20 protein-coding genes, 1 tRNA gene and 1 pseudogene are annotated in these 20,852 nt (G+C 69.6%); 17 read left to right on the top strand and 5 right to left on the bottom strand.

The features are described from left to right. Window positions 1-197: 197 nt before the first annotated feature. Window positions 198-914 (top strand): SIMPL domain-containing protein, encoded by a 717-nt coding sequence (locus YS110_00325; protein UJB63320.1) that lies wholly within the window; start codon window positions 198-200, stop codon window positions 912-914. Window positions 915-984: 70 nt separating this feature from the next. Here the strand turns inward: YS110_00325 and YS110_00330 are convergent, their stop codons facing one another. Then, window positions 985-1,767 carry a 3-hydroxybutyrate dehydrogenase gene (locus tag YS110_00330; GenBank protein ID UJB63321.1) on the bottom strand — a complete coding sequence of 261 codons (783 nt, stop codon included), beginning with the start codon at window positions 1,765-1,767 and terminating at the stop codon, window positions 985-987. Window positions 1,768-1,837: 70 nt separating this feature from the next. On the opposite strand from YS110_00330, the gene YS110_00335 reads away from it, so the two are divergent. The 4 genes and pseudogenes from YS110_00335 to YS110_00350 all read left to right on the top strand — a co-directional run bounded on the left by YS110_00335 (window position 1,838) and on the right by YS110_00350 (window position 5,802). After that, a complete protein-coding gene (locus tag YS110_00335) occupies window positions 1,838-2,767 on the top strand; it encodes an alpha/beta hydrolase (GenBank protein ID UJB63322.1) in 930 nt (309 codons plus the stop codon). Next, window positions 2,764-4,992 (top strand): bifunctional (p)ppGpp synthetase/guanosine-3',5'-bis(diphosphate) 3'-pyrophosphohydrolase, encoded by a 2,229-nt coding sequence (locus YS110_00340; protein ID UJB63323.1) that lies wholly within the window; start codon window positions 2,764-2,766, stop codon window positions 4,990-4,992. Before YS110_00335 ends, YS110_00340 begins: the two co-directional genes overlap by 4 nt. A 55-nt stretch (window positions 4,993-5,047) precedes the next feature. Further along, a tRNA-Val gene (locus YS110_00345) sits at window positions 5,048-5,124 on the top strand. Between the two features lie 429 nt (window positions 5,125-5,553). Beyond that, window positions 5,554-5,802, top strand: a pseudogene (locus YS110_00350) (ATPase). A gap of 79 nt (window positions 5,803-5,881) precedes the next feature. On the opposite strand, the gene mnmC reads toward YS110_00350, so the two are convergent. From mnmC to YS110_00365, 3 genes are all read right to left on the bottom strand, one after another. Then, entirely contained in the window at window positions 5,882-7,765 is a 1,884-nt protein-coding gene (gene mnmC / locus YS110_00355; GenBank protein ID UJB63324.1) for an FAD-dependent 5-carboxymethylaminomethyl-2-thiouridine(34) oxidoreductase MnmC, read from the bottom strand. 96 nt (window positions 7,766-7,861) lie between these two features. After that, window positions 7,862-8,530 carry a trimeric intracellular cation channel family protein gene (locus YS110_00360; protein ID UJB63325.1) on the bottom strand — a complete coding sequence of 223 codons (669 nt, stop codon included), beginning with the start codon at window positions 8,528-8,530 and terminating at the stop codon, window positions 7,862-7,864. Window positions 8,531-8,542: 12 nt separating this feature from the next. Continuing rightward, a complete protein-coding gene (locus tag YS110_00365; protein UJB63326.1) occupies window positions 8,543-8,815 on the bottom strand; it encodes an oxidative damage protection protein in 273 nt (90 codons plus the stop codon). A 132-nt stretch (window positions 8,816-8,947) separates the two neighbouring features. Between YS110_00365 and YS110_00370 the strand changes: the two genes are divergently transcribed. The 12 genes from YS110_00370 to sufS all read left to right on the top strand — a co-directional run bounded on the left by YS110_00370 (window position 8,948) and on the right by sufS (window position 19,538). After that, the gene (locus YS110_00370; protein ID UJB63327.1) at window positions 8,948-9,976 is read left to right on the top strand and encodes a sulfate ABC transporter substrate-binding protein; all 1,029 of its coding nucleotides are present in this window, start codon (window positions 8,948-8,950) and stop codon (window positions 9,974-9,976) included. A gap of 79 nt (window positions 9,977-10,055) precedes the next feature. Continuing rightward, complete coding sequence (gene ssuE / locus YS110_00375; protein ID UJB63328.1) at window positions 10,056-10,655, top strand: NADPH-dependent FMN reductase; 600 nt, start codon at window positions 10,056-10,058, stop codon at window positions 10,653-10,655. 113 nt (window positions 10,656-10,768) lie between these two features. Then, on the top strand, window positions 10,769-11,761 hold the full coding sequence (locus YS110_00380) for a sulfonate ABC transporter substrate-binding protein (protein ID UJB63329.1): 993 nt from the start codon (window positions 10,769-10,771) through the stop codon (window positions 11,759-11,761). A gap of 7 nt (window positions 11,762-11,768) precedes the next feature. After that, window positions 11,769-11,909, top strand: coding sequence for a hypothetical protein (locus YS110_00385; protein UJB63330.1), 141 nt, complete (start codon window positions 11,769-11,771; stop codon window positions 11,907-11,909). Continuing rightward, the gene (gene ssuC, locus YS110_00390) at window positions 11,906-12,760 is read left to right on the top strand and encodes an aliphatic sulfonate ABC transporter permease SsuC (protein ID UJB63331.1); all 855 of its coding nucleotides are present in this window, start codon (window positions 11,906-11,908) and stop codon (window positions 12,758-12,760) included. Before YS110_00385 ends, ssuC begins: the two co-directional genes overlap by 4 nt. 55 nt (window positions 12,761-12,815) lie before the next feature. Continuing rightward, the gene (locus tag YS110_00395) at window positions 12,816-13,628 is read left to right on the top strand and encodes an ATP-binding cassette domain-containing protein (protein UJB63332.1); all 813 of its coding nucleotides are present in this window, start codon (window positions 12,816-12,818) and stop codon (window positions 13,626-13,628) included. Window positions 13,629-13,661: 33 nt separating this feature from the next. After that, window positions 13,662-13,877, top strand: a complete 216-nt coding sequence (locus YS110_00400) for a TOBE domain-containing protein (GenBank protein ID UJB63333.1) — start codon at window positions 13,662-13,664, stop codon at window positions 13,875-13,877. A gap of 82 nt (window positions 13,878-13,959) precedes the next feature. Next, window positions 13,960-14,928 carry a CysB family HTH-type transcriptional regulator gene (locus YS110_00405; GenBank protein UJB63334.1) on the top strand — a complete coding sequence of 323 codons (969 nt, stop codon included), beginning with the start codon at window positions 13,960-13,962 and terminating at the stop codon, window positions 14,926-14,928. Between the two features lie 104 nt (window positions 14,929-15,032). Beyond that, window positions 15,033-15,497 carry a rhodanese-like domain-containing protein gene (locus YS110_00410; protein ID UJB63335.1) on the top strand — a complete coding sequence of 155 codons (465 nt, stop codon included), beginning with the start codon at window positions 15,033-15,035 and terminating at the stop codon, window positions 15,495-15,497. A 93-nt stretch (window positions 15,498-15,590) separates the two neighbouring features. Beyond that, entirely contained in the window at window positions 15,591-16,532 is a 942-nt protein-coding gene (locus YS110_00415; GenBank protein UJB63336.1) for a serine acetyltransferase, read from the top strand. Window positions 16,533-16,585: 53 nt separating this feature from the next. Then, the gene (locus YS110_00420) at window positions 16,586-17,521 is read left to right on the top strand and encodes a hypothetical protein (GenBank protein ID UJB63337.1); all 936 of its coding nucleotides are present in this window, start codon (window positions 16,586-16,588) and stop codon (window positions 17,519-17,521) included. Between the two features lie 70 nt (window positions 17,522-17,591). Continuing rightward, complete coding sequence (gene sufS / locus YS110_00425; protein ID UJB63338.1) at window positions 17,592-19,538, top strand: SufS family cysteine desulfurase; 1,947 nt, start codon at window positions 17,592-17,594, stop codon at window positions 19,536-19,538. A 19-nt stretch (window positions 19,539-19,557) separates the two neighbouring features. Here sufS and YS110_00430 read toward each other — a convergent pair whose 3' ends face one another. After that, window positions 19,558-20,784 carry an IS110 family transposase gene (locus tag YS110_00430; GenBank protein UJB67300.1) on the bottom strand — a complete coding sequence of 409 codons (1,227 nt, stop codon included), beginning with the start codon at window positions 20,782-20,784 and terminating at the stop codon, window positions 19,558-19,560. Window positions 20,785-20,852 lie beyond the last annotated feature (68 nt).

Genomic DNA, 20,852 nt, shown 5'->3' on the forward strand with positions numbered 1-20,852 from the left:
TGTAACAGAGCCGATTCTGACCAGCTTGCGCCGGGAAGTTCATTCATTCGGCCCGTACCTGACCAACTGTTACATGTTTTGCCCGGGTGCGCCAGCGTGTTGCGGGGGCTTTGCACAGACAGCGGCGGGAGCGGTTAACGTGGCGTCCATGCCGTGCGCGGGGTGCGCGCGGGTGCCATGAAAGGATGCTTCCGCCCATGCGAAAAATATCGAAAATCATAGCTGCTGGCGCAATGCTGGCATGCGCTGGCGCCAGTTTTGCTCAGTCTTCGACGGTGCAGCCGCCGCAGAACGTGCTGCAGTTGTCGGCCACCGGCAGCACCGAGGTGGTGCAGGACTGGCTGGTGCTCACGCTGGCCACCAGCAAGGAGGGCAACGACGCCGCGGCCGTGCAGGCGCAACTGCGCCAGGCGCTCGACGCCGCGCTGGCCGAGGCCAAGCGCCAGGCCCAGCCAGGGCAGCTTGACGTGCGCACCGGTGCGTTCGGCCTGTACCCGCGCTATGGCAAGGACGGCAAGATGTCCGGCTGGCAGGGCCGCGCCGAGCTGGTGCTGCAGGGGCGCGATTTCGCGCGTATCACCGGCGCGGCGGCCAAGGTGCAGAGCATGGCCATCAGCCAGATCGGCTTCGGGCTCTCGCCCGAGGCGCGCACGCAGGCCGAGGGTGAAGCCCAGGCCCAGGCCATCGAGCAGTTCAAGGCGCGTGCGGCCACGCTGGCGCGCAGCTTCGGCTTTGGCGGGTACACGCTGCGCGAGGTGGCTGTGCAGAGCAGCGAGGGCGCGTCCGGGCCGCACCCGCGCATGATGGCCATGGAAGCCAAGGCCATGGCACTGGGCGATGCCGCCCCGGTGCCGGTAGAGGCGGGCAAGGCGCAGGTGGAGGTCAGCGTCTCGGGCTCGGTGCAGATGCGCTAGTTCTTGAGGTGAAAAAAGGCTCTGGCGCTTGCCAGGTAAGCGCCAGCAGCTATGTTTTCAGGAGCGGCGTTTACTGCGCGGCCCAGCCGCCGTCCATGTTCCAGGCCACGCCGCGCACGTTGTTGCCAGCGGGGGAGCAGAAGAACACCGCCAGCTCGCCCAGTTCCTCGGGGGTGGTGAACTGCATTGACGGTTCCTTCTCGCCCAGCAGCACCTTCTTGGCCTCCTCGTTGGAGACGCCCAGTTGCTGCGCCTTGGCGTCCACCTGCTTTTGCACCAGCGGCGTCAGCACCCAGCCGGGGCAGATGGCGTTGCAGGTCACGCCGGTGGGGGCGGTCTCCAGCGCGGTCACCTTGGTCAGGCCGATGATGCCGTGCTTGGCCGCCACGTAGGCCGACTTCTGCGCCGAGCCCACCAGGCCGTGCACCGAGGCCACGTTGATGATGCGGCCCCAGTTGGCCGCCTTCATGGCGGGCAATGCCAGGCGCGTGGTGTGGAAGGCGCTGGTGAGGTTGATGGCGATGATGGCGTCCCAGCGCTCGACCGGGAAGTCTTCCACGCTGGCCACGTGCTGGATGCCGGCGTTGTTCACCACGATGTCGATACGGCCGAACCGGTCGGCGCCGTACTTCATCATGTCTTCGATGTCGGCCGCGCGACTCATGTCGGCCGCGTGGTAGGCCACCTGGATGCCCGCCGCCTGGCCCGCGGCCAGCACTTCGGCGCGCGGGCCGTCCACTTCGCCAAAGCCGTTCATGACGATGTTGGCACCCTGGCGCGCCAGCGCCTTCGCGATGCCCAGACCGATGCCACTGGTGGAGCCGGTGACCAGCGCCGTTTTGCCTTTCAGCATAAGAGACTCTCCGGATGAATTAGGATGGAACCCGGCAATTATTGAGCCATGCTTCCCCGCTCACGCACCCATGATTGAACCTAGGCTGAACTACGTATGGTGCGCAGGCGCTGCGCACACCGCCACCGCAGGGCACGAGGCCCAGCACCGCATGGCCTATTGGGAGTGGAACGCCACCGGCGACGCGCGGCATCCCCATGTCATCGTCTGCGTGCACGGGCTGACGCGCCAGGGGCGCGACTTCGACGTGCTGGCACAGCGGCTGGCACGCCAGGCCCGGGTGGTCTGCCCGGACGTGGCGGGGCGCGGCCACAGCGATTGGCTGGCCGACCCGATGGCCTACCAGGTGCCGCAATACGCCGCCGATATGCTGGCCCTGCTGGCGCAGGTGCACCAGGAGGCCCCCATCGGCACGCTGGACTGGGTGGGCACCAGCATGGGCGGACTCATCGGCATGGCCATTGCCGGGCAGCCCGGGCTGCCCCTGCCGGTGCCGGTGCGCCGCCTGGTGTTGAATGACGTCGGCCCGGCCATCGCCTGGCAGGCGCTGCAGCGCATCGGTCAGTACCTGGGCCAGCCGGTGCGCTTCGATTCGCTGGAGCAGGGGGCCGCCGCGCTGTGGGCCATCTCCACGCCGTTCGGGCCCCACACGCCGGAGCAGTGGCTGGCGCTGTCGCGGCCCATGCTGCGGCCGCTGCCCGGCGGCGGCTTCGGACTGCACTATGACCCGGCCCTGGCTACGCCGTTCAAGGCCATGACCGAGCAGGCCGCCCAGGCCAGCGAGGCGGTGCTGTGGCAGCTGTACGACCAGATCCAGGCGCGCACGCTGCTGCTGCGCGGAGCGGACTCCGACCTCCTCGCCGTGGCCACGGCCGAGGCCATGGCGCAGCGCGGCCCGCGCGCGCAGCGGGTCGAGTTCGCCGGTGTCGGCCATGCCCCGACGCTGGTGGCCGACGACCAGATGGCGGCCGTGCAGGCCTTCTTGGAGGAGGCCGCATGAGGAGCATTGCCGCCGGGACGCCATCCTCGGGCGCCACGCAGGGGGGCGAGGCGGTCTCGCCGCTCATCGCCGCCACGGCGCAGTCGCTGCCCGAACAGGCGCACGCGCTGGTGCGCGCGCGCGCCTTCGCCGAGCCGCTGCTGGCCAACGAAACCATGGAGACCGGAGAGAACACGCTGGCGCATGCCGATGCCGTGGCCTCCATCCTCAAGGGCATTGGCGGCTCTGAGGCCATGCAGGCGGCCAGCTACCTGGTCCATGCCTGCGTGCACCTGAACCGGCCCGAGGAGGTCATCGCCAAGGCCTTCGGCGAGAACTTCGCCACGCTGGCGGTCGAGACCACCAAGCTGATGCGCGTGCAGGAGCAGGCGCGCGGGGCCGAGACCTCGGGCCAGCGCCTGGACGACGTGGCGCTGCAGACCGAGAACGTGCGCAAGATGCTGCTGGGCTTCTCGCGCGACCTGCGCGTGGTGCTGCTGCGCCTGGCGTCGCGCCTGCAGACGCTGCGCTTCTACGCCGCGAGCAAGCGCGCCGTGCCGCCGAGCCTGGCGCGCGAGGCGCTGCACGTGTTCGCGCCACTGGCCAACCGCCTGGGCATCTGGCAGATGAAGTGGGAGCTGGAGGATCTGTCGTTCCGCTTCCTCGAACCCGAGACCTACAAGGAGATTGCGCGGCTGCTCGATGAAAAACGCATCGAGCGCGAGGTCTACATGGAGCAGCTGCGCGGCCGGCTGGAGTCGGAGTTGCGCGCGCGTTCGATCAGCGCCAGCGTGTCGGGGCGGCCCAAGCACATCTACAGCATCGTCAAGAAGATGCGTGGCAAGTCGCTGGGTTTCGACCAGGTGTTTGACATCCGGGCGCTGCGCGTGATCGTGCCCTCCGTGAAGGACTGCTACGCCGCGCTGTCGTGGGTGCATGCGCAGTTCGAGTCGATCGAGGAGGAGTTCGACGACTACATCGCCAAGCCCAAGCCCAACGGCTACCAGTCGCTGCACACGGTGGTGCGCGACGAGTCCGGGCGCGCCATCGAGATCCAGATCCGCACCCAGGCCATGCACGACCACGCCGAGCACGGCGTGGCCGCGCACTGGGCCTACAAGGAGGCGGGCACCAAGGGCTACGCCGGGGTTTCCGCCAGCGGCGAGTACGACGCCAAGATCGCCGTGTTGCGCCAGCTCCTGGCCTGGGGGCGCGACATGGCCGACTCCAGCCACAGCGACCTGTTCGACGACCGCATCTACGTGCTCACGCCCGATGCCGCCGTGATCGAGCTGCCCAAGGGCGCCACGGCGGTGGACTTCGCCTATGCGGTGCACACCAGCCTGGGGCACCGCTGCCGTGGCGCGCGCGTCGATGGCGCCATGGTGTCGCTGAACACGCCGCTGCAAAGCGGGCAGACGGTGGAGATCGTCACCGTCAAGGAAGGCCGGCCCTCGCGCGACTGGCTCAATGCCGAACTGGGCTACCTGGTGAGCCCGCGCGCGCGCGCCAAGGTGCGCGCCTGGTTCAACGCGCAAGCCACGCACGAAACCGTGGCGCGCGGGCGCGAGGCGGTGGAAAAGCTGCTGCAGCGCGAGGGCAAGACGGCGTTCAAGCTCGACGACCTGGCGGTGCAGCTGGGCTTCAAGACGGCTGACGCCTTGTTCGAGGTCGTCGGCAAGGACGAGTTTTCCCTGCGCAACATCGAGAACCTGCTGCGTCCGCCTGAGCCCGAGCAGCCGCTGGACGAGCAGATGCTGATCCGCAAGGCGCGGCCCGATGCGGCGCCCAAAGGGGGGGTGCTGGTGGTCGGCGTCGATTCGCTGATGACGCAACTGGCCAAGTGCTGCCGCCCCGCGCCGCCCGATGAGATCGCTGGCTTCGTCACGCGCGGCAAGGGCGTGAGCGTGCACCGCGCGGATTGCAGCAACTTTCGCGAGATGGCTGCGCGCAGCGCCGAGCGCGTGATCGAGGTGACCTGGGGCCTGCCCAAGCCGACGGCCGTGGCCTCCATCGTCTATCCCGTCGATGTGGCCGTGGAGGCGGCGGACCGCCAGGGCCTGCTGCGCGATATCTCGGAAGTGTTCGCCCGCGAGAAAACCAACGTGATCGGCGTGCAGACCCAGTCGGTCAAGGGCACGGCCTGGATGACCTTCACCGTCGAAGTGGCGGATTCCGGCCGGCTTAACAAGGTGCTGGCGATCGTGGCCGGTGTGTCCGGCGTGCGCTCCGCGCGCCGGCGTTGACGGATTCTCGGAGCGTGCCGTTTTACTGCTATACTCTTGCTTCTCGAACAAACACAGGCGCGTAGCTCAGCTGGTTAGAGCACCACCTTGACATGGTGGGGGTCGTTGGTTCGAGTCCAATCGCGCCTACCAATAAAATCAATAGATTACGCAAGTTTCTTTCGATTTTTTGGTCCATACAGAAAAGTACGGAAATCAAAGTAGCCCCGCAAGGGGCTATTTTTTTGTCTGCACGCATCCTGGCTCGGGTTTTCCGTGCATCGCCGGGCCGTGCTGTACGTGCTGCGCATCGAGCCGACTGCGTTGTCTCGCCCCTTTGGCTCTCATCACTGATGCCTCCGCGGCAAGGCTGCTGCGCGCTGCGCTTGTTGCCAATGCAAGCGAGGTGCGTGGTGGACTGGCTTGCTGGTTCCCGTCATCCTTGCACACCGTTCTCGCGCTCACGGCCTGCGTGTGCCTTGCACGCGGGCGTCCTGTTGGCCGTCTTTGAACCTCTGACCGCTGCGCTGCGCTGCGGCGTGCCGGTCCCGGGCAATTCCGCCCGAGCAACCGGAGATCATCATGGAAGAGAAATCGCACGTTTCGCTGGAACAACATGCATGCCTGGCATGTGGTGTCAGCTTCGGTACCGGCAGCATCCTGCTGGACAAGTGTCTGCGCGCGACCATGAAGCGCTGCACAGGGATGGGCTGGGGCCTGTGTCCTGAACACCAGAAGCTTTCCGATGACGGCCTTGTCGCGCTGATCGAATGCGATCTGCAGCGCAGCGGTTCGCCGTCCGGCAACGGCAATCTGACGCCGGACCAAGCGCCAAGTGCGCCGTTTCGCGGGGCTGCGCACTTCGTGGGCTGCGGGTGACGCTATGGATAACTGGAACGCCCCGGGCCGTCTACCCCCGCAGCCGCTGCGCCGCCAGCGCCTGCGCCACCTTGGCCTCCAGCGGCAGTGGCTCGGCGTGCACCTGCGCGGCCAGAAGTTCGCCGCACAGCAGCGCGTTGGTCAGCCCGCGCGCGCCCAGCGCGGTGCTGATGCACAGGCCCGGCAGCGCCTGCGGGTCGATGGGGCCGACGACGGGGCGGCGGTCGGGCGCGGCGCAGCGCACGGCGGACCAGTCGTGCACGGCGCCGGGCGTCTGGAAGCGTTGCGCCATCGGCGCTCGCAGGCCCGGCAGCAGGCCGCGCAGGCGCTCCAGGTTGTAGGCGCGGCCGGCGGCCAGTTCGTCGGCAGTCTTGGGCAGTGCTGTCTGGCCGCGCTCGAAGGTCGAGCCCAGCACCCAGATCGGGCCGTCCGCGTCCGGCACGCAGGGCACCAGGTTGCCGTGGCCGTTCACGGGGAAGGGGGGCAGGGCGGGCGCGTCGGCGCAGCGGCCCCAGCTCACCTGCCCGCGCAGCGGGCGCAGCGACGCGGCGGGCCAGTAACCGGCGCACAGGCCGATGCTGCCCGCGCCGGTGGCGATGACGGCCAGCGGCACCTCGGCCAGCAGGGCGCCCTGCGCATCGAACAGGCGCCAGGCGCCATCGCCCGCGCGCGTGATGCGCGCCACCGCCGCGCCGCCGCGCCAGGTGATGCCGGGCCGGGCCAGCAGCGCCGCGATGAGCCGCGCGGGCCGTATCCAGCCGCCGCGCGCGTGCCAGTGGCCGACGGCGGCGGCGGGCAGGCCTGCGGCGGCCAGTTGCGCCGCATCGGCGTAGCGGCACCAGTCGCTGCCGGGGTCTTCGCTCCAGGCGGCGGGCAGGCCGCGCTTCCCGTCTACGCAGTGCTCCAGCACGCCGCTGGGCGCCCAGTCCACGCCTTCGGCGAGCAGGTCCTGCGCGGTCTGGCGCGTCAGGCGCAGGCCGGCGCGGCTCAGGCGCGATTGCGGGGCGTCGTCGGGCGAGACGTGCAGGCCGAACACCCCGGCGGGCAGGCCCGAGGCCCCGGCGGCGGGCGCCGCGCCCTGGTCCAGCACCTCGACCTGCCAGCCGCGCCGCGCCAAGCTGGCGGCGGCGCCCGCGCCCGCCAGGCCGGCGCCGATGACGACGCAGCGCGCGGGCGCGCTGAACAGCGGCGCGGGTGCGTCGGCGGCGCCCCGGGGCTGCCAGGGCGGGTCGAAGGTGGCCTGCAGGTTGTCGCGCTTCGGATGTACGCCGGGCACCTTGCGCACTTCGAAGCCGCACTGCGCCAGCCCGGCGCGCACGGCGCTGGCCACGCTCCAGGTGGCCAGGCGCGTGCCGCGGCGGCAGCAGCGCGCCACGGCCTTGAGCAAGCCTTCGCCCCACATGTCGGGGTTGCACTGCGGGCTGAAACCGTCCAGGTACACCGCGTCGGCCACGGGCTGCTGCTGGCGCAGCATGGCCTGGGCGTCGCCGATGTAGAGCGTGAGCAGCACCTGCCCGCCCTCGAACGAGAGGCGATGCACGCCGGGCAGCAAGCCCCAGAACTGCGCGGCCAGTTGCTGGGCCAGCGGCTGCAGTTCGGGCGCCTGCGGCGCGGCGCGCAGCAGGTCGGCCGCGGCCACGGGCCAGGCCTCGCACGAGACGAAATGCAGCACGCGCGGGCGTGCCGGGTCGGCGCGCCAGGCCGCCCAGGTCACGAGGAAGTTCAGTCCCAGTCCGAAGCCGGTTTCCAGGATGCGCCACTGCGCCTGCCCGGCCCAGGCGGCGGGCAGGCCGCAGCCGCCGAGGAAGGCGTCGCGCGCCTGGTCCACGCCGTGGTTGGCGCTGCTGTGGTAACGGTCGCCGAAGCGCGGGCTATAGGGGGCTCCGTCAGGGAGCCAGTCGATGGGTTCGGGCATGGGGGGCGATTGTCCACGCCCTGCGCGCGGCGGCCAGGGCCGCGGGAGGGGTCTTTGCGCCGCGTCAGCAAGAGCCTTCGCGCCTTGCAGGGCCGGTCACTCCTCCCAGCGCCCCTGGTACGAGAAAACCGGCAGGCGCCAGTGAAAACGGATGGCGAGCAGCCGCAGCGTCAGGCCGCTGGCGAAGCAGAGGGCGATGCCGAGGTCGGAACCCACGCCGAGCCGCTGCAGCGCCAGGAACAGCAGGCACACGGCCAATGACACGCTGGCATACAGCTCGCGCCGGAACACCACCGGCACCTGGTTGCACAGCACGTCGCGCAGGATGCCGCCGCTGATGCCGGTGAGCATGCCGGCCATCACCACCACCACGGGCGGGTAGCCCAGCTCCAGCGCCACGTTGCAGCCGATGAGCGAGAAGGCGATCAGCCCCATGGCGTCGAGCACCAGGAACACGCGCTGGAGCCGGTGCATGTAGCGCGCCACCAGCGTGGTCAGCAGGCCCGCCGAGATCACCAGGTAGACGTATTCGGGGTGCTGGGTCCAGCCGATGGGGTAGTGGCCCAGCACCATGTCGCGCAGGGTGCCGCCGCCCAGCGCGGTGACGAAGGCGATCACGGCCACGCCGAAGATGTCCATGTCGCGCCGGCCCGCGGCCAGCGCGCCGGACATGGCCTCGGCGGTGATGGCCACGAGGTAGATCACCAGCAGGGCGCTGAGCTGGGAGGCCTGGAACGAGTCCAGCAGCGAAGCCGACGGCAGCACGTTTCTTTTTCTTTATGCGCTGGGCGGGACATATCCCGCCGCGGCGTCCGCGCCGCCGCCGAAGAAATGGTTCTCCATCTGCCGGGCCAGGTACTGGCGTGCGCGCGCGTCGGCCAGGTTCAGGCGGTTCTCGTTCACCAGCATGGTCTGGTGGCGCAGCCAGTCGGCCCAGGCTTGCTTGCTGACGTTTTCATAGATGCGCTTGCCCAGCTCGCCGGGGTAGGGCGGGAAGTCGAGGCCTTCGGCTTCCTGGCCGAGCTTGATGCATTGAACGGTGCGTGCCATGGGGCAATTCCTTTGTGATCTGGGGTTCTTAGTTGATTTTCGAATAACGAACTGAAATCTTATTGGTTCCAGTTTTTATGGGCTGCTTCCAGAATGCGCTGCATCGACACATTCACCGCAACGGAAGCACCCATGAAAAATCGCCGCCACTTTATCAAGTTTCCCCTCGCCGCCGCCCTGGCGGCCACGCTCGGGTGGGGCTTTTCGCTGCCCGCCCTGGCACAGCAGCCGGTGACGCTGCTCAACGTCTCCTACGACCCGACGCGCGAGCTGTACGTGGAGTTCAACGCGGCCTTCGCCAAGTACTGGAAGGCGCAGGCGGGGCAGGACGTGGCCGTGAAGCAGTCGCACGGCGGCTCGGGCAAGCAGGCGCGCTCGGTGATCGACGGGCTCGACGCCGACGTGGTGACGCTGGGCCTGGCGCCCGACGTGGACGCGCTGGTGAAGAACGGCGGCCTGGTGGCGGCGGACTGGCAAAAGCGCCTGCCGCACAACTCGGCGCCCTATACCTCGACCATCATTTTCCTGGTGAAGAAGGGCAACCCCAAGGCCATCAAGGACTGGGACGACCTGGTCAAGCCCGGCGTGGCCGTGATCACGCCCAACCCCAAGACCTCGGCGGGCGCGCAGTGGAACTACCTGGCCGCGTGGGAATACGGCAAGCGCAAGAGCGGCAGCGAGGCCGGCGCCAAGGAGTTCGTGGGCAAGCTCTACGGCAACGTGCCGGTGCTCGACACGGGCGCGCGCGGCTCCACCATCACCTTCGCCCAGCGCGCCGTGGGCGACGTGCTGATCGCCTGGGAGAACGAGGCCTTCCTGGTGCTCAAGGAGTTTGGCAAGGAGAAGTTCGAGATCGTCGTGCCCTCGGCCAGCATCCTGGCCGAGCCCACGGTGGCCGTGGTGGACAAGAACGTGGACAAGAAGGGCACGCGCAAGGTGGCCGAGGCCTACCTGCAGTACCTGTATTCCGACGAAGGCCAGGACATCGCGGGCAAGAACTACTACCGCCCGAGCAGCGAGAAGGCGCGCGCCAAGTACGCCGCGCAGTTCCCCAAGCTGACGCTGTTCACCATCGACCAGGCCTTTGGCGGCTGGCCCGTGGCGGGCAAGACGCACTTTGCCGACGGCGGCACCTTCGACCAGATCTACACCAAGCGTTGAGATCGGCACGAAAAGCGGCTCCGGCGCTTGCCAGTCAAGCGCTGGAAGCTATCGAAACATGAGCATGCAGGAACCCACCATGTCCACCTTGCTGTTGGCCGGAAGCCCCTCGGAGCGCTCGCGCTCGGCGGCGCTGCTCGACGCCGTGGCCCTGCGCCTGACGGTGCGGGGCGTGCGCGCGGCGCGCCTGCACATCCGCGACCTGAACCCGCAGGCGCTGCTGCTGGCCGACACCGGCCACCGCAGCATCGCCCAGGCGGTCAGGCAGGTGGAGGACGCCGGCCTGCTCGTGGTCTCCACGCCGGTCTACAAGGCCGCCTACAGCGGTGTGCTCAAGGTGTTCCTCGACCTGCTGCCGCAGGCCGCGCTGCAGGGCAAGACCGTGCTGCCGCTGGCCACGGGCGGCAGCCCGCACCACATGCTGGCGCTGGACTACGCGCTGCGGCCGGTGCTGCAGTCGCTCGGGGCCAAGCACATCCTGCCCGGCATCTACGCCACCGAGGGGCAGGTTTACCTCACTCCCGAGGGCGCCTATGCCGTGGCGCCCGAGATCGGCCAGCGCATCGACGAAGCCGTGCACCAGCTGGTCAGCGAAGTGCTGCACGCCCCGGCCATGTCGGCCGCGGCGGCGGGGCGCTTCGCGCCGGTGCCTTTCTCGCAGGTGCGCTGCAGCGTGTGAAACCGCCCGGAATTTCCTGACCCTCCCTCCATCGACCGAACCGCCGCCGGGGCGGCCTGGGCGCAGCCTTGCCTGCGCCCGGCCCCGGGGCCCCAGCCCAAGGACACACTGACATGAAGAACCCGACGAACACCGCCGCGCAGCGCGCGGCCTCCGCCCCCGGCCTGCCGCGCCGCCGCGTGCTGGCCACGGCCCTGGGCCTGGCCGGGGCCTGGAGCGCAGGCGGCGCCTGGGCGCAGGCCCCGGCCCGCGTGCTGCGCGTGGGCCACCAGAAGGGCTGGCTGTCGCTGCTCAAGGCGCGTGGCACGCTGGAGAAGCGCCTGGCGCCGCTGGGCGTGAAGGTCACCTGGACCGAATTCAACGCCGGGCCGGTGCAGCTGGAGGCGCTGAACGTCGGCTCCATCGACTTCGGCGACGTGGGCGAGGCGCCGCCGATCTTCGCCCAGGCCGCCGGCGCGCCGCTGGTGTATGCCGGCGCCTCGGTGCCGCGCCCCGAACTGGAGGCGCTGCTGGTGCCCAAGGACTCGCCCATCCGCAGCGTGGCCGACCTCAAGGGCAAGCGCGTGGCCTACAACAAGGGCTCGAACGTGCAGTACTTCCTGGTCAAGCTGCTGCAAAAGCACGGCCTGGCCTATGGCGACGTGCAGTCGGTCTTCCTGGCCCCGGCCGATGCGCGCGCCGCCTTCGAGAAGGGCGCGGTCGATGCCTGGCTGATCTGGGACCCGTTCCTGGCGGCCGCGCAGAAAACCCTGCAGGCGCGCGTGCTGGCCGATGCCAACGGCGTGGCCAACAACCGCTACTACTACTTCAGCTCGCGCGACTACGCTACGCGCAACCCCGACGTGCTGCGCATCGCCATCGAGGAGATCAACCGCATCGACACCTGGGTGTCGCAAAACAAGGACGCCGCCGCCGCCGAGCTGGCCGGCGTGCTCGGGCTGGACAAGGAGATCACCGCGCTGTACGTGGGGCGCGTGCGCTTCGGCACCGCGCCGGTCACGCGCGACATCCTGGCCGAGCAGCAGGAGATCGCCGACACCTTCCATGCGCTCAAGCTCATCCCCAAGAAGCTCAACCTGCTGCACGCCGCCCCGGTGGATCTGTGAGGACGCCATGCCCGCCACGCCTGCCCGTCCCGCCTTCGTCCCCCAGCGCCAGCCCCTGGTGCGGCGCCTGCGCCGCGTACTGCGCGTGACCGAGCGCGCCTGGGGCCTGCCGCCGCAGCACCCCGCACCCGCCCGGAGCGCGCCATGACCGGGGCCGTGCGTGAACTCCAGGCCGGCGCCGCGCTGGCTGCCACCCCCGATGCGCCCGGCGCGCTCGCGGCCGTGCAGCGCCTGGCCGCCCAGGCCGGCCGGCGCCTGCTGCCGTGGCTGGTGCCGCTGCTGCTGGTGGCCGTGTGGCAGGCGGCGTCGGCGCGCGGCTGGCTCTCCACCCGCGTGCTGCCCGCGCCGCTTGACGTGCTGCAGGCCGCGTGGACGCTGGCCGAATCAGGCGAGCTGTGGACGCACGTCAAGGTGAGCGCCGTGCGCGCGCTCAGCGGGCTGGCCATCGGCGGCGGGCTCGGCCTGCTGCTGGGGCTGCTCACGGGCTCGCTGCGCTGGGCCGAGACGCTGCTCGACTCCACCATCCAGATGGTGCGCAACATCCCGGCGCTGGCGCTGATCCCGCTGGTCATCCTGTGGTTCGGCATCGACGAATCGGCCAAGCTGTTCCTCATCGCCGTGTCGGTGTTCTTCCCGATCTACCTCAACACCTACCACGGCATCCGCAACGTCGATCCGGGCCTGGTCGAGATGGGGCGCACCTACGGCCTCACGCGCTGGCAGCTGTACCGCGACATCATCTTGCCCGGCGCGCTCTCCTCCATCCTGGTGGGGCTGCGCTTCTCGCTCGGCCTGATGTGGGTGATCCTGATCGTGGCCGAGACCATCTCGGCGCAGTCCGGCATCGGCTACCTGACCATGAACGCGCGCGAGTTCCTGCAGACCGACATCGTGCTCGTGGGCATCCTGCTGTACGCGCTGCTGGGCAAGCTGGCCGACGTGTTCGCCAAGGTGCTGGAGCGCTGGTGGCTGCGCTGGCATCCGGGCTACCAGGCCTGATCCACTATCAACAACGTAGCTGCTAGCGCTTGCTACATAAGGGCTGGAGCCTGTTTTGACCTCTATTTCATCTTCACCATCGCCCGGCGGTCTGCGCCTGCAGGTGCGCGGCGTGGACAAGCACTACGGCGCGCGCCATGTGCTGCGCCATGCCGACCTGGACATCGAACCCGGCGAATTCGTCGCCATCGTGGGCCGCAGCGGCTGCGGCAAGAGCACGCTGCTGCGGCTGGTGGCGGGGCTGGAAACCGCCTCGGGCGGCAGCATCCGCATCGACGGACAGGACGTGCAGGGCCTGAGCGCGGACACGCGCATCATGTTCCAGGACGCCCGCCTGCTGCCCTGGAAGCGCGTGGCCGACAACGTGGCCCTGGGCCTGCCGCCCGGCCAGCGCGGCGCGGCGGCCGAGGTGCTGGCCCGCGTGGGCCTGGGCGACCGGCTGGCCGAGTGGCCGGCGCGCCTGTCGGGCGGCCAGCGCCAGCGCGTGGCCCTGGCGCGGGCCCTGGTGCATGGGCCGCGCCTGCTGCTGCTGGACGAACCGCTGGGCGCGCTGGACGCGCTCACGCGCATCGAGATGCACCGCCTCATCGAAGGGCTGTGGCAGGCCAGCGGCTTTACCGCGCTGCTGGTCACGCACGACGTGCAGGAAGCCGTGGCCCTGGCCGACCGCGTGGTCCTCATCGAGGACGGGCAGATCGCGCTGGACCAGCGCATCGACCTGCCGCGCCCGCGCGTGCACGGCGACGCGGCCTTCGCGGCGCTGGAAAAACGCATCCTCGACCGCGTGCTGCAAAAGCCCGGCGCGGAGCCCACGCCCGAACCCCATTGGCCCGGCGTGCCTGCCCACGGCCTGCGCTGGGCCATCTGAATTTTTTAACTGCGATCCTGAAAGGAGCAACCCATGTCCATCCAAGCCATCAACGTGCGCAACCAGTTCAAGGGCAAGGTGCGCGAAATCATCCGTGGCGACGTCGTCTCCGAGGTCGACGTGGAGACGCCCTGGGGCGTCGTCACCTCGGTCATCACCACGCGCTCGGTGGACGAGCTGAAGCTGGTGGTGGGCTCCGACGTGGTGGCGCTGGTCAAGTCCACCGAAGTCTCCATCGCCAAGCTGTGACGCGGCGCCGGATTTGAAGAAAAAAGGGCGCCAGCCCTTGCGGGACAAGCGCTGGCAGCTCACTGAAAGATAGCAAGACACCATGAACTTCCAGCAATTGCGCTCGGTGCGCGAGGCCGTGCGCTGCGGCTACAACCTGACCGAGGTGGCCGCGCGGCTCTACACCTCGCAGCCCGGCGTGAGCCGCCAGATCCGCGAGCTGGAGGAGGAGCTGGGCGTGGACATCTTCGTGCGCGCGGGCAAGCGCCTCACGGGGCTGACGCCGCCCGGCGCGTCGCTGCTGCCCATCGTCGAGCGCCTGCTGCTGGAGTCGGAGAACCTGCGCCGCGCGGGCGACGACTTCGTCGCCGCCGACCGCGGCGGCCTGGTGGTGGCGGCCACGCACTCGCAGGCGCGCTACGCGCTGCCGGCGGTGGTGCGCGACTTCCGCCAGCATTTCCCGCGCGTGTCGCTGCACCTGCGCCAGGGCTCGCCGCGCCAGGTGGCCGAGATGCTGCTCTCGGGCGAGGCCGACATCGGCGTGGCCACCGAGGCGCTGGCGGGGTACGAGCAACTGGTCACGCTGCCATGCTACCGCTGGTCGCACAGCATCATCGTGCCGCCAGGCCACCCGCTGCTGGGGCTGGAGCCGCAGGCCGTGACGCTGCAGGCGCTGGCCAGCTACCCCATCATCACCTACGAGGCGGGCTACACCGGGCGCTCGCACATCGACGAATCGTTCGCCCAGGCGGCGCTGGCGCCCGACGTGGTGCTCACCGCCATGGACGCCGACGTCATCAAGACCTACGTGGAGCTGGGCATGGGCGTGGGCATCGTGGCCTCGATCGCCTTCGACGCCGAGCGCGACCGCCACCTGCGCGCCATCGACGCGCGGCATCTGTTCGAGGTCAACCTCACGCGCCTGGGCCTGCGCCGCGGCGGCTGGCTGCGCGGCTACGCCTTCCGCTTCATCGAGACCTTCGTGCCCACGCTCACGCGCGAGGAGGTGCTGCGCGCGCTGGCCCAGGGCGATGGCAAGGGGGAGGGCGAAGGAGGTTCCGTGGCCCTTTGAACCCTTGTGCGTTTTTCGCATAAGCAAGCCATTTTTCATTCGTTCTCCGGCCGCTGGCGCCGGGGCACCATGCGGCACATCGCTACCGACTCAGTGAACCCACCATGACGGACATCTCCAATCTCCCCGCCTTGCAAGAAGCCGCCGCCCGCGCCGCTGCCGAGGGCCTGCCCCACGCGGGCTCGGTGGCGCCGCGCCAGGCCTGGCAACTGGTCAGCCAGGGGCTGGCGCTGCTCGTGGACGTGCGCACGGCCGAGGAACGCAAGTTCGTCGGCCACGTGCCCGGCAGCGCGCACGTGCCCTGGGCCACGGGCACGGCGCTGGCGCGCAACCCGCGCTTCGTGCGCGAGCTGGGGGCGCTGCTGGCCAGGCAGCCGCAGCCCGCCATCGCGCTGCTGCTGTGCCGCAGCGGCAAGCGCTCGGCCCTGGCCGCGCAGGAGGCCGCCAAGGCCGGGCTGGCCTGCGTGTTCAACGTGAGCGAGGGCTTCGAGGGCGAGCTCGACGCTGCCCAGCAGCGCGGCCACGCCGACGGCTGGCGCTTCCACGGCCTGCCGTGGGTGCAGGACTGAAGGCGCCCTTCCGGTAACTCCTGAATTGATAGCTGGCAGCGCTTGCCCCGCAAGCGCTGGGGGCTGATTTCGTTCAAAAAAAGGCACGCAACCATGAGCGACTTTCCCATTCCCGAAATCGTGGCCGAGCTGCGCCACGTGCGCGCCCAGTGGCGCGGCCAGCAGGGCCGCACCGATACGGCGCAGCGTGAATTCCCCTCGCGTGACGCCGTGGCGCGCGCCGTCGATGCGCTCAAGGGCGTGCTCTACCCGCTGCGCCTGGGGCCGCCCGAGCTGCGCCAGGCGGGCGAGGATTTCTACATCGCCCACACGCTCGACAGCGCGCTGCAGGCGCTGCGCACGCAGGCCGCCATCGAGCTGGGCTACCGCGCGCGCCACGACGGCGAGGCGCTCGATGGCGAGGCGCTGGCGCGGCGCGCCACCCAGGTGGTGCGCGAGTTCGCCCAGTCGCTGCCCCGGCTGCGCCAGTGGCTGGACGCGGACGTGCTGGCCGCCTTCCACGGCGACCCGGCCGCGCACAGCGTGGACGAGGTGGTGCTCTCCTACCCCGGCGTGCTGGCGCTGATCCACCACCGCGTCGCGCACGTGCTGTACGGGCTGGAGCTGCCGCTGCTGGCGCGCATGGTGGCCGAGCTGGCGCACGGGCAGACGGGCATCGACATCCACCCCGGCGCGCGCATCGGCGCGGGCTGCTTCATCGACCACGGCACCGGCGTGGTGGTGGGCGAGACGGCGGTGATCGGCCGCAACGTGCGCATCTACCAGGCCGTGACGCTGGGCGCCAAGCGCTTTCCGCGCGACGCCCAGGGCCACCTGCAGAAGGGCTGGCCGCGCCACCCCATCGTGCAGGACGACGTGGTGATCTACGCCGGCGCCACCATCCTCGGGCGCGTGACCATCGGCCGGGGCGCCGTCATCGGCGGCAACGTCTGGGTGACCGAGGACGTGCCGCCGCTGGCCCACGTCACCCAGGCCAGCGTGCGCCAGGCCATCGCCACGCCGCCCGACGCCGGCCCGCTGCCCGTGGCGGCCTGAGCTTCCCCTTCACCGTTTCCCGTTTTCTTCCACCCTCCGTAGTACGACAGTCCATGACCACCATCCACCACACCCTGGGCGACAACGCCGCCCGCCAGTTGGCCAACGCCACCAAGACCGCGCCCCAGCTCGCCACCATCACGCCGCGCTGGCTCACGCACCTGCTGCAGTGGGTGCCGGTGGAGGCGGGCATCTACCGCGTCAACCAGGTGAAGAACCCGCAGGACATCAAGGTGACCTGCACCAGCAAGCAGTTCGAGAACCAGTTGCCGCGCACCTTCGTCGATTACGACGAAGCGCCGCGCGAGTACTTCCTGAACGCCGTCTCCACGGTGCTGGACGTGCACACGCGCATCTCCGACCTCTACAGCAGCCCGCACGACCAGATCAAGGAACAGCTGCGCCTGACCATCGAGACCATCAAGGAGAACCAGGAGAGCGAGCTCATCAACAACGCCTCCTACGGCCTGCTGGCGCAGGTGGCGGACGAACAGCGCATCTTTCCCCTGAACGACAGCGGCGCGCCCACGCCCGATGACCTGGACGAGTTGCTCACCAAGGTGTGGAAGGAGCCGGCCTTCTTCCTGGCGCACCCGCTGACCATCGCCGCCTTCGGCCGCGAGGCCACGCGCCGCGGCACGCCGCCGCCCACGGTGAGCCTGTTCGGCTCGCAGTTCATCACCTGGCGCGGCGTGCCGCTGGTGCCTTCGGACAAGATCCCGGTGGCCGACGGCAAGAGCAGCATCCTGCTGCTGCGCGTGGGCGACCGGCGCCAGGGCGTGGTCGGCCTGTTCCAGCCGGGGCTGCCGGGCGAGCAGAGCCCGGGGCTGTCGGTGCGCTTCATGGGCATCAACGACCAGGCCATCAGCTCGTACCTGATCTCGCTGTACTGCTCGCTGGCCGTGCTCACGCCGGACGCGCTGGCCGTGCTCGACGACGTGCGCATCGACCGCTACCACGACTACGCGGCGCTCGATACCTACAAGTAAAAATCCCTTCAAACGCTGATGTAGCAAGCGCTGGCAGCTATGCTTTTGAAAGCTGCCGGCGGTCAAGGAGATGCTCTTGAGTACCACCCCCGCAATCCCCGTGCCGCAGAGCGCCGCGCCCATCGACCCGGCCACGCTGGCGCAGTGGGCCACCAGCCTGCTGCGCAGCCTGCCCGGCGGCGCACCCGCCGTGCCGGTGCCCGGCGCGCAGCCGCCCGCCAACTGGGCGCCGGGCGGCTCGCCGCTGGCCGCGCCTTCGGGCTTCTCGCCCAACGTGCCGGGCACGCCCGTCCCGCTGGGCCAGGTGCCGGGCAGCAACCTGCTGCCCTCCAGCCCCGGCACGCCGCTGGCGCTGCTCAACCGCGCCGCCGTGGCGCTGCCGCATGCGCAGGCGGGCAACGGCGTGCCCGACAACGCCTTCGGCGCGCTGCCCGGCTACGAGCCGCGCCTGGCCAGCCTGACCGGCGGCGTGGCGCCGCACGAGGCGCCCGTACCCTCCGCGCCACTGCTTCCCGCCGTGCCCGGCGACGGCCTGGATGCGCTGAGCCAGCAGGCCGTGGCCGCCCTGGCCGCCGGCGCGGGCGCGCCGGTGTTCGCCGAGGTGCCCCGCGTCACGGCGCCTGATGCGGCACTTGCCATTCCTGCCGCGCCTGCCGTGCCGGAGCAGGGCGTGGCGGGCACCGCGCCGCAGTTCTACTTCGTTGATGCGGTGCGCCTGCCCAGCGGCTACGTCACGCCGGCCAAGCCGCACCCGCATCCGCAGGGCGCGCCGGCGGCCCAGCAGGACCGCCACCCGGCCTTCGACGTGCACGCCGTGCGGCGCGACTTTCCCATCCTGTCCGAGCGCATCAACGGCAAGCGGCTGGTGTGGCTGGACAACGCCGCCACCACGCACAAGCCCAGGCAGGTGATCGAGCGCATCGCGCATTTCTACGCGCACGAGAACTCCAACATCCACCGCGCCGCCCATGCGCTGGCGGCGCGCGCCACCGATGCCTACGAGCACGCCCGCGAGGTGGTGCGCCGCTTCATCCACGCGCCCGAGGCGCAGGAGGTGATCTTCGTGCGCGGCACCACCGAGGCCATCAACCTGGTGGCGCAGAGCTGGGGCGGGCGCAACGTGGGCGAGGGCGACGAGATCATCGTCAGCCACCTGGAGCATCATGCCAACATCGTGCCCTGGCAGCAGCTCGCGCAGGCCAAGGGCGCGAAGCTGCGCGTGATCCCGGTCGACGACCAGGGGCAGATACGGCTCGACGAATACGAGAAGCTGCTGAACGACCGCACGAAGATCGTCGCCATCGGCCACGTCTCCAACGTGCTCGGCACCGTGGTGCCGGTCAAGGAGGTGGTGGCGCGCGCCCGCGCGCGCGGCATCACGACGCTGGTGGACGGCGCGCAGTCCATCGCGCACACGCCGGTGGATGTGCAGGACATCGGCGCGGACTTCTTCGTCTTCTCGGGCCACAAGATCTTCGCGCCCACCGGCATCGGCGTGCTCTGGGGCCGCCGCGAAGTGCTCGAAGCCATGCCCCCGTGGCAGGGCGGCGGCAACATGATTGCCGACGTGACCTTCGAGAAAACCCGCTACCAGGGCCTGCCCAATACCTTCGAGGCGGGCACCGGCAACATTGCCGACGCCGTGGGCCTGGGCGCGGCGCTGGAGTACGTGGAGCGCATCGGCATCCATGCCATCAGCCAGTACGAGCACGCGCTGGTCGATTACGGCATGCAGCAGCTCGCCACCATCCCCGGCCTGCGCCTGATCGGCACCGTGCCGGGCAAGGCCAGCGTGCTCTCGTTCGTGCTCGCCGGCTACACCACCGACGAGGTGGGCCAGGCGCTGAACGAGGAGGGCATCGCCGTGCGCACCGGCCACCATTGCGCCCAGCCCATCCTGCGCCGCTTCGGCGTGGAGACGGCGGTGCGGCCCTCGCTGGCGTTCTACAACACCTTCGAGGAAATCGACCAGCTCGTGGCCGTGGTGCGGCGCCTGGCGGGCCAGCGCCGGGGCTGAAGTGAAACTCAGGCGCAGATCAAGCGGGAGCAACCTGGACGGTGTATCCGATTTGTTGTAGTCGCCGAATGAGCCGGTTGGCGGTTTTTTCGGCGTCAGCGCGGTCAAAGTGCGCAGCCCCCAGGTCATGCCATTCGGTGCCATCTTTGAGCATGTGCCATGCAGCGGTGAGCATGGAAGCGGCCACGGCGATGATGGCCTTCTTGGCACCCCGACGGGCTCGGATGCGGTGGAACTGCGCCTGCAGGTAGCTGCCCTTGACCTTAACCGCGGCCCATGCGGCCTGCACCAAGGTGGTCTTGAGCCACACGCCCCCACGGCGCAGCCGTGTGCTACGCCGCTTGCCCGCGCTCTCGTCGCTGCGCGGGCACAGGCAGGCCCATGACAGCAGGTGGCCTGCCGTTGCAAAGCGCGACATGTCGATGCCGATCTCGGCGACCACCACGTTGGCGCTGACCTGACTCAAGCCGGGCATCGTGCTCAGCAACTTGGCGGCTTGTCGAAACGGCTCGAGCCCCAGGCCCACCTCCTTCTCGATGTCGGCAATGGCCTTGTCCAGAGCGTCGATATGGCCCAGGTGCAGCTTGAGCATGAAGCGGTGGTGGGCACGCACGCGCCCGCTCAATGCCTCGACCAACTCGGCTCGGCTGGCCTTGAGGCGGTTGCCCACGACATATGAAGCCAGACGCTGGGGATCGCTGCGGCCGTCAATGAGCGCCTGCAGCACCGCACGCCCACTCTTGCCCAGGATGTCGCTCAGGACGCTGGTGATCTTGATGTTGGCGTCTTCGAGCACCTTCTCGATGCGCTGCACGTGCGAGGCGCGCTCGCGCACGAACTGCTTGCGCGTTCGCGTCAGGGTGCGCAGCTCCTGCACCGCCACCGGCGGCACGAAGCTGGCGCGGATCAAGCCATGAGCCAGCAGATCGGCCAGCCACATCGAATCGTTCACGTCAGTCTTGCGCCCGGGCATGTTCTTCACGTGCGCGGCATTGGCCAGCACCAACTCGAAGTGGCCTTCGAGCACATGCCACACCGGCTTCCAGTACACGCCCGTAGCTTCCATGGCGACGTGCTCGACGCCGAAGGATTCGAGCCAGTCGGCCAGCTCCAGCAGGCCCGAGGTGGTCGTGGCAAAGGTGCGGACCTCTTGCACCAGCGGGCCTGGGCCCGCAATCCGTGCGCAAGCCACTACGCTTTGCTTGTGCACGTCCAGTCCCGCACAGAGCGGATGAATCACGTCCATGATCGCCTCCTCATCAAAGAACAGCAGCGACACCGGCGTGCGACCCACGTCATCGAAGTCTGAAGTGC

It is taken from the genome of Acidovorax sp. YS12, from assembly GCA_021496925.1.
In the GTDB taxonomy this organism is placed as follows: Bacteria; Pseudomonadota; Gammaproteobacteria; order Burkholderiales; family Burkholderiaceae_C; genus Paenacidovorax.

Excerpts from the sequence above, each read along its gene's own strand:
- YS110_00410 (UJB63335.1), top strand. The coding sequence starts at position 15,033 with ATGACGGACATCTCCAATCTCCCCGCCTTGCAAGAAGCCGCCGCCCGC.
- YS110_00420 (UJB63337.1), top strand. The coding sequence starts at position 16,586 with ATGACCACCATCCACCACACCCTGGGCGACAACGCCGCCCGCCAGTTG.
- mnmC (UJB63324.1), bottom strand. The coding sequence starts at position 7,765 with ATGCCCGAACCCATCGACTGGCTCCCTGACGGAGCCCCCTATAGCCCG.
- YS110_00330 (UJB63321.1), bottom strand. The coding sequence starts at position 1,767 with ATGCTGAAAGGCAAAACGGCGCTGGTCACCGGCTCCACCAGTGGCATC.
- YS110_00365 (UJB63326.1), bottom strand. The coding sequence starts at position 8,815 with ATGGCACGCACCGTTCAATGCATCAAGCTCGGCCAGGAAGCCGAAGGC.
- YS110_00430 (UJB67300.1), bottom strand. The coding sequence starts at position 20,784 with ATGGACGTGATTCATCCGCTCTGTGCGGGACTGGACGTGCACAAGCAA.
- YS110_00325 (UJB63320.1), top strand. The coding sequence starts at position 198 with ATGCGAAAAATATCGAAAATCATAGCTGCTGGCGCAATGCTGGCATGC.
- YS110_00400 (UJB63333.1), top strand. The coding sequence starts at position 13,662 with ATGTCCATCCAAGCCATCAACGTGCGCAACCAGTTCAAGGGCAAGGTG.
- YS110_00340 (UJB63323.1), top strand. The coding sequence starts at position 2,764 with ATGAGGAGCATTGCCGCCGGGACGCCATCCTCGGGCGCCACGCAGGGG.
- YS110_00405 (UJB63334.1), top strand. The coding sequence starts at position 13,960 with ATGAACTTCCAGCAATTGCGCTCGGTGCGCGAGGCCGTGCGCTGCGGC.
- YS110_00335 (UJB63322.1), top strand. The coding sequence starts at position 1,838 with ATGATTGAACCTAGGCTGAACTACGTATGGTGCGCAGGCGCTGCGCAC.
- YS110_00415 (UJB63336.1), top strand. The coding sequence starts at position 15,591 with ATGAGCGACTTTCCCATTCCCGAAATCGTGGCCGAGCTGCGCCACGTG.
- YS110_00370 (UJB63327.1), top strand. The coding sequence starts at position 8,948 with ATGAAAAATCGCCGCCACTTTATCAAGTTTCCCCTCGCCGCCGCCCTG.
- YS110_00385 (UJB63330.1), top strand. The coding sequence starts at position 11,769 with ATGCCCGCCACGCCTGCCCGTCCCGCCTTCGTCCCCCAGCGCCAGCCC.
- ssuC (UJB63331.1), top strand. The coding sequence starts at position 11,906 with ATGACCGGGGCCGTGCGTGAACTCCAGGCCGGCGCCGCGCTGGCTGCC.
- YS110_00380 (UJB63329.1), top strand. The coding sequence starts at position 10,769 with ATGAAGAACCCGACGAACACCGCCGCGCAGCGCGCGGCCTCCGCCCCC.
- ssuE (UJB63328.1), top strand. The coding sequence starts at position 10,056 with ATGTCCACCTTGCTGTTGGCCGGAAGCCCCTCGGAGCGCTCGCGCTCG.
- sufS (UJB63338.1), top strand. The coding sequence starts at position 17,592 with ATGCTCTTGAGTACCACCCCCGCAATCCCCGTGCCGCAGAGCGCCGCG.